The organism is Paenibacillus sp. JCM 9796, assembly GCF_055379675.1.
The window spans coordinates 1,065,728-1,079,589 of the sequence record NZ_AP043723.1 but is presented as its reverse complement, the minus strand read 5'-3'; the positions used below and the strand labels follow the sequence as shown (position 1 = coordinate 1,079,589).

Here is a 13,862-nt window from a genome sequence, read left to right as displayed (position 1 = left end):
AACGCAAACTTAATTTTTCCCGCCGCGGCTATGAGAGTCGGCGGCAGGATTGAGAAATAGGTGAGGAGGCTGGTTGCGATCCTGCAGGAGACCAAAAATAAATAGCCCGAAAAGGCCCGAAGGATGCTTTCTCCTTCGGGCTGACTTTATTCGGCGCTCATGGAAAAATGATTACTATCGAGCGCTTCAACTGTTTACAATGAGAAGGACCGACATGCCGACAATAATGAGGCCAAGGACGGAGGCGACCCAGATGATCAGCTTTTTGTTCGGCTCTTCTTTCGCTTTGCGCTTTGCGTACGGAGTAATTTTCTTTTTGGACATCGACATCAGCCCTGCCTTCCGATAGGTTTAAGCATATTCTACCATATTGTAACCGCTGCAGCGTCAGGGTTTTGTTGGGTTGTCCTCTTTATTTTTCCGCCGTAAAACGATAAACTGTCATCTAGAGAGAGTTATCGTCAGCAAGAGACGGACGGGAAGAGGGCGAGAAGCATGTTGTACAAATCGATAGCCAAACCGGTGCTGTTCCGAATGGACCCGGAGAAGGCGCACCATCTCACGATCGACGGGCTGCATACGTTCGGTAAAATACCGGGAGGACGGCGGCTGCTGCAGGCTGTATGGGGCGTCGGCGTTTACCCGGAGCTGGAGACGGAGCTTTGGAACATCAAGTTTACGAACCCGGTGGGCCTTGCCGCAGGCTTGGACAAGAACGGCAAGGCGGTTCCGGGCTTTTCCAGCATCGGCTTCGGCTTCATGGAGGTCGGGACAGTGACCCCGAAGCCCCAGGAGGGCAATCCGCTGCCGCGGCTGTTCCGGCTGCCCGAGGACGGGGCGCTGATCAACCGGATGGGCTTCAACAACGTCGGCATCGAGGGCATGAAGCGCAATTTGCGGAATCAAGGAAAGCGGACGATTCCGCTGGCGATTAATATAGGCAAGAACAAAGCGACGCCGAACGAACAAGCCCACGAGGATTACCGCGCATGCATTCAGGCCCTGTATGGCTACGGCGATTTTTTCGTGGTGAATATCAGCTCGCCGAACACGCCGGATCTGCGCAATCTGCAGCACGGCGACGACTTGTCGCGTCTGCTCGCCGCCGTCAAGGACGAGATGGACGCCATGCATGCGAAGTTCGGCGGCCGGGAGAAGCCGGTGCTCGTCAAGATTGCGCCGGACTTGACGCCGGAGGAAGTCGAGTATACGGCGGCGACGATTTTGCGCAGCAACGTATCGGGCATCATCGTGTCCAACACGACGATCTCGCGCGACGGCCTGGCGAATGCGAACCGCGGCGAAACCGGCGGACTGAGCGGCAGGCCGTTGACGGGCAAGTCGACGGAGCTGATCGGGACCGTGTACCGCTTAACGGAAGGCAAGCTGCCGATTATCGGGTCGGGGGGCATATTTACAGCGGAAGACGCCTATGCGAAAATTCGCGCGGGAGCCAGCCTGGTCGAAGTGTATACGGCGCTCATTTATGAAGGGCCTGCATTGGTGAAACGAATCAACCGCGGCTTGCGGCAGCTGCTGCGGCAGGACGGCTTCAAGCATATTTCGGAGGCGGTCGGCTCGGCGCATACGGGAAGATAGGGAGGATTACGGATGGATGGTCGCGATTGGAAAAAATTCCTTCTGCCATACGAGCAGACGGTCGAAGAATTGAAGGTCAAATTCAAGACGCTGCGAAGCGAATTGAAAAGCCGCGAAGAGTATTCCCCGATTGAATTTGTGACCGGCCGCGTGAAGCGGGTTTCCAGCATATTGGAAAAAGCGAAGCGGCTTAACGTGCCGATGGAACAAATCGAGACCGGCATCGAGGATATTGCCGGGATCCGCATCATGTGTCAATTCGTCGAAGATATCGGGCAATTGGCGGAGCTGATCCGCGCCCGTCAGGATATGACGTTAGTGTATGAAAAAGACTATATCACGAACAAAAAGCCAAGCGGCTACCGCAGCTATCACATGATTGTGGAGTATCCGGTGCAGACGTCGCTCGGCATGAAGCGGGTGCTGGCGGAAATTCAGCTGCGTACGCTGGCGATGAACTTCTGGGCGACGATTGAGCATTCGCTCAACTACAAATACCGCGAAAGCTTGCCGGAGGAAGTCGTCAGCCGGCTCAGCAAAGCGGCGGAAGCGGCGTACAAGCTCGATCAGGAAATGAGCAGCATCCGCGACGAGATCATGGAGTCGCAGCAGCTGTTCGAGGACAACTCCAATATCGTCAACCGGGTGCTGAACAACATTCAGGTGTTGTATTTTTACCATCGGGTGCGGGAGGCCGCTCAATTCCAGCTGCGTTTCAATGAACTGTGGGATACGAACGACACGTGGTTATTGAAAGAATTGTCCGATCAAATCGAAGAGGCGATCAGCCGGGCGAAAAAGAGCTCGTTGTCTTAGCATCGGCTCGAAACCGGGGAGGGTTCATCTTGACCGCGAAGTACGATCGGTTGTATGTGCTGTTCGTGTACTATTTCAACATCGCAAGGGATTACTTCGAATGCCATGAGGTGATGGAGGAGCTCTGGCTCGAGGAAGGACGCGACACGTTGTATCAGGGCCTGCTGCAGGTAGCGGTAGGCCTTTATCATTACCGGAACGGCAATAACGGGGGCGCGGTGAAGCTGTTCGCCGCGGCGTTGGAGAAGCTTGAGCAGCAGCCGGAAGAGGTGCTTGGCATCGATCTGGAGGCGCTGCGGCAGGACAGCCGGGCCTACCTGGGCAAGCTTCATCGGATCGCGGAGGAGCCATTCGCCTTCTATGACCTGGACATCCGCGTTATCGATCCGGAGCTGAATGCGCTCGTAGAGGAATACCGCCTGCATCCGCCGCAAGAACACGAGGAAGACTAATCAGCGCGCGTATAGAGCGAAGCTCGAAGGAGGACGAGACGGTTGATTCATGTGGAGCACCTGTCCAAGCATTATCGCGTGCACGAGAGGGAGCCTGGACTACTGGCGTCTTTGCGCAGTTTAGTGAGCCGCAGCTACCGGGTGGTGAAAGCGGTCGACGACATCAGCTTCCATATTCCCGCGGGCCAAATTGTGGGCTTTCTCGGTCCGAACGGCGCCGGGAAAACGACGACGATGAAGGTGCTGACCGGGCTGCTGCATCCGACGGCCGGACGCGTCGAGGTGGCGGGGTTCAAGCCGCAGGAGCACCGGAACGCGTTCAAACGCCGAATCAGCCTGGTGATGGGGCAAAAAAGCCAGCTGATTTGGGACGTGCCGGCATCGGACAGCTTCCTGGTCAATAAAGCGATCTACGAGATCGATGACGAGACGTACCGGAAAAGCCTCGGCGAGCTGGCCGAGCTGCTGGAGCTCGAGCGCGTCCTGCATAAACCGGTGCGGCAGCTGTCGCTCGGCGAACGGATGAAGTGCGAGCTCGCGGCGTCGCTGCTGCACCGGCCGGACATTTTATTTTTGGACGAACCGACGATTGGCCTCGATGTACAAATGCAGGAGGTTGTGCGCCGGTTTATTTTGGAATACAACCGGAGCGTCGGCGCGACGGTACTGCTTACGAGCCACTATATGGGCGATGTGACGGCGCTGTGCGAGCGCGTCATGGTCATCGGAGGCGGGCGGCTCTTGTACGACGGCGGCATCGCCGAGCTGGTCGACCGGCATTCGCCCCGCAAGCGAATCAAGCTGCAGCTGGCCGAAGGCGGCTCGGCGGAAGCGATTCGGGCAAGGCTGGCCCGGGAGCCGGCGGTGACGAACGTGATGCTGGACGACTATCCGGTCGCCCTGTTCGAGGTGCCGCGCGAGCAAGTATCCGCCGTGTCCGCGAAGCTGCTGGCCGATTTTCCGGTACTCGATCTGACGATCGAGGATCCGTCGATGGAGACGGTGATCGGGCAAGCGTTCGCGCAGACGGATGGGGCAGGCGGTTCGGCAGGCGCGTTACGCAAGGAAAACCGGCAGGAGGAACGCGAGACGTCGGAGGTGGGGCGCGAATGAGCGGCCGGGAGAAGGGTCTCGGGCAAGCGGCGGACGCCCGCACAGCCGGGGAAGCCTGGCTGCGGTTCCGGCAGAAGTATGCGGCGCTGCTGAGCGTTGAATGGGCCGTCATGCTGGCGTATCGCAGCGAAAGCCTGATCTGGATGATCGGGTCGTTCGTCCAGCCGATCGTCAGCCTCTCGGTATGGCTGTCGATTGCCGGCGGCGGCACCGTCCGCGGTTATGGCGCGAACGATTATATCGTGTACTTTATCGGCGTGCTCGTTGTCGAGAGGCTGTCGCGGTCGTGGGACGTGTGGGAGCTGGACAGCGAAATCCGGCAGGGCACGTTCTCGGCCAAGCTGCTTCGCCCGTTTCATCCGATGCATTGGAGCATTGCGCAAAACATCGTCTACAAGCTGTTTTTCGCGGCGCTGCTCGTTCCGTCCTGGCTCGTGCTTGCGTGGATATGGCCGGTGCTGCGGCCTGCGGCGGACGGGGGGATGATCGGGCTCGCCGTACTGGCGCTGCTCGGGTCCAACGTGCTGCGTTATTTGATCGGCTACGAATTCGGTTTGCTGGCGTTCTGGACGAACAAGGCTACGTCGATCTTTGCGCTGTATGAAGGCTTGCATTTGTTCTTGGCGGGACGCATCGCGCCCTTGTCCATGTTTCCGGAGGGGCTGGTTTGGGTCGCCTCCTGGTTCCCGTTCTATTCGACGGTCGGATTTCCCGTCGATTTGCTGACGGGCAAGCTGGCGGGACGACCGGATTTAATCGGGCAGGGCTTCGTCCAGCAGCTGGTCTGGATCGCGGTGCTGATCGTGATTTTCCGCATCCAGTGGAAGCGGGGGCTGGCCAAATACTCCGCGGCGGGAGGTTAGGAGAGATGCGCAAATACGGGCGTACGCTGCAATCGTTTTTCCGGGCGTGTCTGGTCGAAGAATTCGAGTATCGGGCCAATTTCGCCGCCAACGTGCTGCATACGCTGTTCGGTCTGGCGATGGCGGTGCTGACGGTGCAGCTCTATTTTTACCGGACGCAGCAGATCGGCGGCTGGTCGTTCGACGAGGTGCTGGCGCTGCTCGGCGTATTCACCGCCGTACACGGCTTTATCGATTTCTTCCTGCAGCCGAACATGAGCCGGCTCGTGGACCATATTCGCAAAGGCACGCTGGATTACGTCTTGACGAAGCCGATCGACAGCCAATTTTACGTAAGCTTTCGGCATCTTGTATTTTGGCGTCTGGCCGACGTCTTGCTCGGTTTCGGGATGGTGGCCTTCGCGCTCCTGCGCATCGGCTATACCCCCGGCTGGCGGGAGCTGCTGATGTTCGCGGCGGTATTCGTTGCGGCGCTGGCGGTCGTGTATTCGCTGTGGATTGCGATGATGACGGTATCGTTCTGGGCGGTGAAGGTCGACAATTTATCGTTCCTGTTCACGACGTCGTTCGAGACGGCGCGTTTTCCCGTTTCGGTGTACCCGGGCGCGCTGCGGTTCATCCTAACCTACGTGTTCCCGGTGGCGTTCATTACGACGTTCCCCGCCGCCGCCATCGTCGGACGCATCGGCTGGACGGAGGTGATCGCCAGCGGGCTGGTCGCGCTGATCGCCCTGGCGCTTTCGCGAATGTTTTGGCGGTATGCGGTCGCGCATTATACGAGCGCGAGCAGCTAGACCTGCTCATACGAAAGGCTGCACCCGACGTTTGACGTCGGTGCAGCCTTATTCGGGTGCGCCCGGCAGAGCGTTAGTATGAATAATTCGTCTACCCGGGCTTCATCGTGCTCCCGGCCGGTTTAAGATTTGTGCTTGCTGATGAACGATTGCAGCGCTTCCTTCGTTTGCTCGCCGACGAGCCGCTCGACTTCTGTGCCTTCTTTATAATAAATCAAGGTCGGTGTGAACTCGATGCCGTATCGCTTCCAGCCGTCTTTGAACTCCTCGAGGTTGAATTGTTTGATGTCGGCGCCCAGCTCTTTGGCCACGGGCATCAGGATCGGCGTCGTCACCTTGCAATGCGGGCAGGTGGAAGCGAAGTAATAAATATAGAAGCTTTCTTTATTCGCAATTTTTTTATCCAGGTCCTCCGGCAGAATGATATTTTGATAGTTTGGATCGTCAAGCAGCTTCACCGTTTCCGGATGCAGCTTGTCCGGCGCGATCTTGTACACGTTGTCGGCGTGTTTGCCGAATTTGGCTTTATTGGACTGCTGGTTCAACACGAATAACGCGCCGAACAAAACGACGATGATGGATAAATAAATGGCAAGCTTTTTCATGGTTCCCCCTCTTTCTTGTCGATGTGTTCAAATAGCTACCTCTTTCTATCATACCTGAAATGGGGTGTAATTTCGAATTTCTTGACCAGACCCCTGCCCCCAATCGGAACCATCCCGGGTTGCGGGGACTATCGGATTCGAAGTACAATGGGAATCATCCGGCATCCGGGTCGGGACCAGAGCCGATAGGCGGCTCCCGACGGCCGGTCTGGATGTCCACATTGACGGAAACGGGTTGAACGAAACATGACAGGGCGCGATCTGCCTGCGGTATTTTTGCAGCATATGGAACGGTTGCTGGAAGCGGATTTTCCGGCTTTTTTGGCTTCATACGACGAAGCGCGGTTATACGGCTTACGCGTGAACACCTTGAAGCTGTCCCCCGCGGCGTTCGAGAGGCTGTCGCCGATCGGGCTGCGTCCGATTCCTTGGGCGGAAACGGGGTTTTATTATCAAGGCGCTGCTCCTCGCGGCGGCTCGGAGACGGAAGGATCTGCGGATGAAGTCCGGCCGGGGAAGCACCCGCATTATCACGCAGGGCTGTACTACATTCAGGAGCCGAGCGCGATGGCGCCGGTCGAGCTGCTCGATCCGAAGCCGGGCGACCGGGTGCTCGACTTATGCGCCGCTCCCGGCGGCAAGACGACGCAAATCGCCGCCAAGCTGCAGGGTGAAGGGGTTGTCGTGACCAACGACATCCATCCGGACCGGGTAAAGGCGCTGGTGAAAAATATCGAGTTAAACGGGGTCCGCAATGCAGTCGTGCTGAATGACGATCCGGCGAAGCTGGTTGATGCGTTTGCCGGCTATTTCGATAAAATCTTGGTCGATGCGCCTTGTTCCGGCGAGGGGATGTTCCGTAAGGAAGAGGAGATGGCCAAGGCGTGGGAGCCGGCCTGGACGGCCAAGTACGCCGCCATGCAGCATACGCTCATCGCTCAAGCGGCGCGTATGCTTCGCCCCGGCGGACGGCTTGTGTATTCGACCTGCACGTTCTCGCCGGAGGAGAACGAAGACATCATCGCCGCGTTCCTCGCGGAGCACCCGGCGTTCGAGGTGGAGCCGGTGGAACGGGCGGACGGCCGCGCCGCGTGGTCGGCAGGCCGGCCGGACTGGGTCCGCGGCGCAGGGGAGCCCGCTGCCGCGGCAGTCGCCGGCACGGTCAGGCTGTGGCCGCACCTCGTGGGCGGCGAAGGCCACTACGCCGCCGTGCTGCGGCGGCGGGACACCGACGCGCCGCCGCAGCAGGCGGCGCCGGCCCCTGCGCCGCGGCACGGGCGGCCGCCGCGCCGCGCGGGAGCGGGCGCGCCCTCCGGCGGCAAGCCGCCGAAGGGCGCCCAGCCCGACCCGCGCGAAGCGCTCGCCCGCTTCGCGGCGGAGCAGCTGACGGCGCCGCCGTGGGCCGGCGCCGAGCTCGTGTGGCGCAGCGAGCACGCATACGCGGCGCCGCAAGGGCTGCCGCCGCTCGACGGCATCCGGGTCATTCGACCCGGATGGTACCTCGGCGGCGCGGCCAAGCAGCGCTTTGCGCCCTCGCAAGCGCTGGCTTTGGGTCTGCGCGCGGCGGAGGCGCGGCGCCGCGTGATGCTGACGGCCGGCGACAGCCGGGCCGTGCGGTATTTGAAGGGCGAGACGCTGGAGCTCGCCCCGGATGAGCTGCACGCCGAAGGGGACGGCGTGCAGCCCAAAGGCTTCTGCCTCGTCTGCATCGACGGCTTTCCCGTCGGGTGGGGCAAATGGCAGGACGGCATGCTCAAGAACGAATATCCGCCCGGTTGGAGGTGGACCTAAGATCGATGAAAACGACAATACGCCTGGACAAGCTGCTGGCCCACTCGGGCTTCGGCACACGCAGCGAAATCAAAATACTCGTCAAGCGCGGCGCCGTTCAGGTGAACGGCAAAACCGTCAAAGACAGCGGCCTGCAGGTCAATGCCGAACGGGACGCCATTGCGGTTGACGGCGAGCCGGTCCGTTACCGGGAGTTTGTGTACATCATGCTCAATAAACCGCAGGGCGTCGTGTCGGCGACGGAAGATACGCGCGACCGGACGGTGCTCGATTTGCTGGACGACGGCTATGCGCACTTCGAGCTGTTCCCGGTCGGCCGGCTCGATAAAGATACGGAGGGCTTGCTGCTGTTGACCAACGACGGCAAGCTCGCGCACAATTTGCTGTCGCCGCGCAAACACGTCCCCAAAACGTATTACGCCCGGGTCGAGGGCGCGGTCGACGAAAGCGACCGGGAAGCTTTTCGCCGGGGCGTGACGCTGGACGACGGCTACGTGACGATGCCGGCCGAGCTTCGCATACTGAGCAAGGGCGAGCCGGACGCAGGACAGCTGTCCGAGATCGAGCTGACGATCAGGGAAGGGAAGTTTCATCAAGTGAAACGCATGTTTCTCGCCGTGAACAAACGGGTTGTTTTTTTGAAAAGAATGACCATGGGCCCCCTCGCACTCGATCCGGACCTGAACACGGGAACGTACCGCGAGCTGACGACCGCCGAACTGGAGTCGCTGCAGGCGCATGCGGCACAGCCGGAGGCGGACCAATAAAGGGTTGCCCGATGAGGAGTGGAGAACCGATGAATTACCGCTTGATTGCGCTTGATGTGGACGGTACGTTGTTAAACGATAACCACGAACTGACCGAAAGGACGATTCGCACGCTGCGGCTGGCGCATGAAGCCGGACTTCGCATCGTGCTGTGCACCGGACGGGGACCCGCGAATGCGATCCCGGTGTTCGAGGAGCTTGGCCTGGAAGGGGTGCTGATTACCCACAACGGCGCTTCTACCGTGCAAACGCCGGGGGCGCAGGTGCTTCATCAGTTCAGCTTTCAAATGCAGGAGCTTGCGCCGCTGGTCGCTTATTGCCGCGAGAACGGCGTTCACTTTGACGTAAATACGCCGCTTGATCTGTACTTGGAGAAAGCGGAGGCCGCCGCGGCCGCGATGTACGAGCAGTTTCTGATCGTCACGAAACAAGTGGACGACGTACTCGCCATGGAAGAAGGCATCGTCAAATTCACGATGTTCGGCGACGGAGACCAGATGGATCGCGTGGAGGCCGCCTTCGGCCGGGAGTTTCAGCTGCCGGAGACATTCCACGCCATCCGCAGCGGCGTCGAGTTCGTCGACGTGATGGCGGTTTCCGCCTCCAAGGGCAATGCGTTGAAGCATTTGGCCGACTCGTGGGGCATCCGGCGTGAGGAGATTATCGCGATCGGCAACTATTTCAACGACGTCGACATGCTGCGCTTTGCCGGACTCGGCATCGCGATGGACAATTCCCCGGACGGCGTCAAGGAAGCGGCCGATGAGGTGACGTTATCCAACAACGAAGACGGGGTGCATGCGGCACTGATGAAGCATGTGCTTGAGCCGCTAGGAATCGGGCTCGGCGGTTGAAGTGACTTGTGAATGGAAGAATCGCCCGGGCATTCGCTGCCTGTAGCGGAACTCAGATGTCTTATTCGCAGCTTATTCGGCGGAAGCCGATTTGCAGCTCGAATCATGCATCGGGTTCCGCTATTTTTGTTGGGCGGCTGTTTTCCAGTGGAATCACGCAACGGGTTCCTTGGCATGTCCCGTCTGCATTGGTTGACGGCTTGGGCCGGCGCATACTTTTCGCAGCAGGAAGGACATGCTAAGAACGCAACGTGCTAGTCGCTTAACCTAATTCATCTCAGGGAGGGAACCCGAATGAGCAGCGTGATGCTGAGGCCGGACTTGAGGACGGCAGGCGGAGAAGTATGTGACATTGTGTTTAAAAATCGGTTTGTTGGCACGCTGACGGTCGTTTATCGGGAGTCTGCCCGTATAGCCGGCTCTCTGCAGTTGGAGAAGGAAGTTTTGTCGGAACCCGATAAAGAAGAGGTGTTCGAGCGCGTTCACGAGTATGTGCAGGCGTTTATGGATGCGATCGAAGCGACCGCGTGCGAAATCATGGTGACGTACAGCAGCTACGATCATGTCATCGCGACGGAACGCGCGGCGGCTGCGCACAATAACGGGTGGGACGAAGCGGAAGAAGACTTCGATTACGATACGGATTGGGCGGACAGCGACTCGCGGCTGGAGGATGAGGATACGTTCGACCGCGAGGTTTATACGCTGGCCGATTACGAGCTGGTTGTCGTCGGCGAGGATGAAGACACAATCGAATACCACGTTTACGATAAAGACGAGAATTGGATCGCCGAAGCGTTTATGCACACCGATGGGGCCGATATTACCGGCACGGTAAATTGGATGATCGAGCCCGAAGAGAAAGAGCTTGACGTCGTGGCCGATTTGCTGGTGCTGGATTTTGATGAGGATGAAATCGATACGTTCGTCATCCATATGCTTTACGATAATGAAGTGATCGAGACGATCGAGCTGACGCATGAGGATCTATTGGAGGAAAGCGAGCAGGAGTCGAACGAGCTTACCGAATACGGGAAGAAAAGCGACTACTCGATTGTCCTGGCCCGGGACGACGGCGACGTGCTGAGCTACGAAATTTATCAGCAGTCGCGGGGCGGGCTGCCCATCGGAACCGCTACGATCGATATCAGCCAGCGCCAGCTTACCGGTTTTATCGACTTTCGCGAGCCGGGCAGCGAAGGGGACCGGGAGCTGATCGCCACGCTGCTGATGGAGGAGCTTGATAAGGAAAAGGATTATGAAGCCCTCAACTTGTCCATGATGCATAGAAACCGGTTGATCGAAGAAGTGCTGTTCGAAACCGAGACCATTCACTAAAGAGAGGCTTTGCGGGGCTCTCCAACGAACGGGTCCGTCTTTTTAATGTGAAAAGACCGCAGACCGTAAAAATGACGTGCAAATGGGGGACCATTTTGCACGTCATTTTTCGTATACCCGGGTACGTCCGCAGGACTAGGGCCTGCGCAGCCCTTTCGGGTAATGATTCTTGATCTGCGTGCCGGATTGCTTGCCCCAACCGAGCGCGAAGCCTTCGAAGGTGACAAGCGTCCAGCCGCTGCCCGGGGCAGCCGCATCCAGCGTTTCCCCCCGCAAATAGCGCTCGGCTGCGGAGCCGCCGTCCGCTTCCAGGCTGACGGCCGGGATTCCCGACGCCAGCCTGGAAGGCAGCGCCAAGGCGAGCGCGTGCGAAGGCTCGGCGCGGTCCTTCTTCAGCTCGGCAAGGTGAAGCCCGGGCCGCAGTGTCTTCAGGCCGTGCAGCCCGTCGCCGGAGAGCGGGCTGCCCTCTGCGGCGGGAAACCAATAAAGCTGGTTGCCAAACAGCAGCGGCTCGCCGGGGCCGAGCCAGGCTTGCAGCTCGTCGGCCCACGCTGCGCCCCCGATGCTTTCGGCGAGCCGGCGGAACGAGCGAAGCGCGTCTTCTTCCGGTCGCCCGGTTGCGCGCTTGCCTCGGGCCGAACGCTCCTTGCGCCGGGTGATCCCCTGGGCAGCGCTGTACGTTGACGCTGCGGCCTCGGCGCTCGGCTCCGCAAGTTCCAGCAGCGCGACGAAGTGTCCTTCCCCACGCTGCCGGTGCGGCCAGATGCGCTCCATGCGAAGAAGCCGCAGCGCGGGGAACCGGGTCAGCAGCGCTGCGACGGTTTGCTCGTTCTCCTGCTTGTTAAACGTGCACGTGGAGTAAGCGAGCCGCCCGCCCGGCTTCAGCATTGTGACCGCCGCTTGCAAAATATCGAGCTGTCTGGCGGCGCACATGTCCACATGCTGGGGCGACCACTCGCCGATCGCATCCGGATCTTTCCGGAACATGCCTTCGCCCGAACAGGGAGCGTCCACCATCATTTTATCGAAAAAGCGCGGGAATTTCGCCGCGAGCTGCTGCGGCGTCGCGCTGACGACGACGGCGTTGGCGATGCCCATACGCTCCACATTTTCAGAAAGGCTCTTCGCCCGGACCGGGTGGATCTCGTTAGACACGAGCAGCCCTTTGCCCTGCAGCTTGTCCGCGATGTGCGTCGATTTGCCGCCGGGCGCGGCCGCAAGGTCCAGGACGACATCGCCGGGTGCGGGGGCGAGCAGCTCGACGGCGGACATGGCCGACGGCTCCTGAATGTAATACAAGCCGGCCGCATGCAGCGGATGCTTGCCCGGACGGCGGTCCTCCGGATAATAGTAGCCGCTTTCGCACCACGGTACGGGTTCCAGGCCGAAGGCCTCCGTCAGGCTGCGTACCGTTTCTTCACGCGCGGCTCCGATTTTATAGGTGTTCAAACGCAGGCCCTGCGTCCTTGGTTCGCCGTAAGATTGCAAGAACGCCTCCGCTTCGCCGGACAGCAGCCGCCGCATTTGTTCGATGTAAGCTCGGGGTAAATCGACCATATTCGTTTCCTTAACTCCTTTCCATTCGTCGCGAACACATTAGCCTTCATTATACAGCTTTCCCTATATTGTGAGAAGCGAGGCGTGCATGGTATAATAGTTTGATGTTTTTCGGAAAAGGGGGGAATGCGCCGATGGAATACGATTTTCCTAGAAAAGTGCAAATCTTAGGCGAGGACATCCAGAAGAGCGAGCTCAAGTATCACGACCGAGAGGTGCTCGTTTCCAAGGAGTTCACGTTCGACAGCGCCCACCATTTGCATTGCTACGAAGGGAAATGCAAGAGCTTGCACGGCCACACGTACAAGCTGCAGGTCATCATGCGGGGCAAAGTGGACGAGCGCGGCATTACCATCGATTTTGCCGATATAAAGCGGATCGCGAAAGAACGCGTTATTGATAAATTGGATCACCGGTATTTGAACGACGTGCTGCCGCCGATGAACACGACGGCCGAGAACATGGTCGTCTGGATGTACGAGGAGCTGTCCGGCGCCTTGAAGGCGGAAGGCTTGTATCCGGCGGTACGTCTCGAAGAAGTTCGCTTATGGGAGACGCCGACCAGTTTCGCTGCGGTGACGGCCAGGCTGATGGGGGAGGAGTCTTGATGTCTTCACCCGTAATCAAGCTGCCGATGGTGGAAATTTTCGAAACGGTTGAGGGAGAGGGCACGCGTGCCGGATTCCCGACCGTTTTTGTGCGTCTGTTCGGCTGTAATTTGCGCTGCACGTGGTGTGATACGAAGTACAGCTATCCGCCGGCAGAAGCGGAGTTCGTCATGTCGGTCGACGAGATCGTGAGCAAAGCGACGTGCTTCGGCGCGAAGCATCTATGCTTGACCGGCGGCGAGCCGCTGCTCTACGGCGACAAGTCCGCCGCGTTGATTGAGGCGCTGGCCGGGACGGGACGTTACGAGGACATTCATATTGAGACGAACGGGGCGATTGAGCTGGAGCCGTTCATTCGTCGCATCACCTCGCCGAACGTGCGGTATATTATGGACTACAAGCTGCCCGATTCGGGCGAAGAGGATAAGATGGCGACGGCGAATTTCGCACTGCTTCGCAAGCAGGACGAGCTGAAATTCGTCATCGGCAGCGACCGCGATTTCGAAGCGGCCAAGGCGGTGCTGGAGCGTTATCCAACCGCTGCGCTGCCGTTGTTCAGCCCGGTTTGGGAAACGATGCCGCCGGCCAAGCTCGTCGGGCTTATGCTGGAGCACGGCCTGTCGCATGTCAAGCTGAATATGCAGCTGCATAAGATCATTTGGGACCCGGCGGCCCGGGGCGTGTAAGGGAACAGGCATGATTTCT

15 protein-coding genes are annotated in these 13,862 nt (G+C 59.2%); 12 read left to right on the top strand and 3 right to left on the bottom strand.

The features are described from left to right. Positions 1-186 precede the first annotated feature (186 nt). Positions 187-330, bottom strand: a complete 144-nt coding sequence (locus tag ACZ439_RS05275) for a hypothetical protein (protein ID WP_164751750.1) — start codon at positions 328-330, stop codon at positions 187-189. A 165-nt stretch (positions 331-495) separates the two neighbouring features. Here ACZ439_RS05275 and ACZ439_RS05270 point away from each other — a divergent pair, with 165 nt between their 5' ends. Genes ACZ439_RS05270 through ACZ439_RS05245 form a run of 6 tightly spaced genes read left to right on the top strand, consistent with a single transcriptional unit; the run spans position 496 to position 5,637 of the window. Beyond that, complete coding sequence (locus ACZ439_RS05270) at positions 496-1,599, top strand: quinone-dependent dihydroorotate dehydrogenase (RefSeq protein WP_127606072.1); 1,104 nt, start codon at positions 496-498, stop codon at positions 1,597-1,599. A 12-nt stretch (positions 1,600-1,611) separates the two neighbouring features. Then, positions 1,612-2,415, top strand: coding sequence for a GTP diphosphokinase (gene yjbM, locus ACZ439_RS05265; protein WP_127606070.1), 804 nt, complete (start codon positions 1,612-1,614; stop codon positions 2,413-2,415). A gap of 29 nt (positions 2,416-2,444) precedes the next feature. Beyond that, positions 2,445-2,867: a DUF309 domain-containing protein gene (locus ACZ439_RS05260; RefSeq protein ID WP_054796841.1), complete on the top strand. Its 423-nt coding sequence runs from the start codon at positions 2,445-2,447 to the stop codon at positions 2,865-2,867. A 42-nt stretch (positions 2,868-2,909) separates the two neighbouring features. Beyond that, positions 2,910-3,980, top strand: a complete 1,071-nt coding sequence (locus tag ACZ439_RS05255) for an ABC transporter ATP-binding protein (protein ID WP_127606068.1) — start codon at positions 2,910-2,912, stop codon at positions 3,978-3,980. Next, positions 3,977-4,843, top strand: a complete 867-nt coding sequence (locus ACZ439_RS05250; protein WP_155614734.1) for an ABC transporter permease — start codon at positions 3,977-3,979, stop codon at positions 4,841-4,843. Before ACZ439_RS05255 ends, ACZ439_RS05250 begins: the two co-directional genes overlap by 4 nt. Before the next feature lie 5 nt (positions 4,844-4,848). Continuing rightward, a complete protein-coding gene (locus ACZ439_RS05245; protein WP_054796844.1) occupies positions 4,849-5,637 on the top strand; it encodes an ABC transporter permease in 789 nt (262 codons plus the stop codon). Positions 5,638-5,759: 122 nt separating this feature from the next. Here ACZ439_RS05245 and ACZ439_RS05240 read toward each other — a convergent pair whose 3' ends face one another. Then, entirely contained in the window at positions 5,760-6,242 is a 483-nt protein-coding gene (locus ACZ439_RS05240; RefSeq protein ID WP_464620732.1) for a thioredoxin family protein, read from the bottom strand. Between the two features lie 246 nt (positions 6,243-6,488). On the opposite strand from ACZ439_RS05240, the gene ACZ439_RS05235 reads away from it, so the two are divergent. From ACZ439_RS05235 to ACZ439_RS05220, 4 genes are all read left to right on the top strand, one after another. Then, positions 6,489-8,033 (top strand): RsmB/NOP family class I SAM-dependent RNA methyltransferase, encoded by a 1,545-nt coding sequence (locus tag ACZ439_RS05235; RefSeq protein WP_430105641.1) that lies wholly within the window; start codon positions 6,489-6,491, stop codon positions 8,031-8,033. A 5-nt stretch (positions 8,034-8,038) separates the two neighbouring features. Then, positions 8,039-8,800, top strand: coding sequence for a pseudouridine synthase (locus ACZ439_RS05230; RefSeq protein WP_464620731.1), 762 nt, complete (start codon positions 8,039-8,041; stop codon positions 8,798-8,800). A gap of 29 nt (positions 8,801-8,829) precedes the next feature. Next, on the top strand, positions 8,830-9,654 hold the full coding sequence (locus tag ACZ439_RS05225; RefSeq protein WP_054798353.1) for a Cof-type HAD-IIB family hydrolase: 825 nt from the start codon (positions 8,830-8,832) through the stop codon (positions 9,652-9,654). Between the two features lie 294 nt (positions 9,655-9,948). Continuing rightward, positions 9,949-10,992: a hypothetical protein gene (locus tag ACZ439_RS05220; protein WP_054798351.1), complete on the top strand. Its 1,044-nt coding sequence runs from the start codon at positions 9,949-9,951 to the stop codon at positions 10,990-10,992. A 135-nt stretch (positions 10,993-11,127) separates the two neighbouring features. On the opposite strand, the gene ACZ439_RS05215 is transcribed toward ACZ439_RS05220, so the two are convergent. After that, a complete protein-coding gene (locus tag ACZ439_RS05215) occupies positions 11,128-12,549 on the bottom strand; it encodes an RsmB/NOP family class I SAM-dependent RNA methyltransferase (RefSeq protein WP_464620730.1) in 1,422 nt (473 codons plus the stop codon). 134 nt (positions 12,550-12,683) lie between these two features. Here ACZ439_RS05215 and queD point away from each other — a divergent pair, with 134 nt between their 5' ends. After that, positions 12,684-13,157 (top strand): 6-carboxytetrahydropterin synthase QueD, encoded by a 474-nt coding sequence (queD, locus tag ACZ439_RS05210; RefSeq protein WP_054798356.1) that lies wholly within the window; start codon positions 12,684-12,686, stop codon positions 13,155-13,157. Further along, entirely contained in the window at positions 13,157-13,843 is a 687-nt protein-coding gene (locus tag ACZ439_RS05205) for a 7-carboxy-7-deazaguanine synthase QueE (protein ID WP_054798350.1), read from the top strand. Before queD ends, ACZ439_RS05205 begins: the two co-directional genes overlap by 1 nt. Positions 13,844-13,862: the final 19 nt, after the last annotated feature.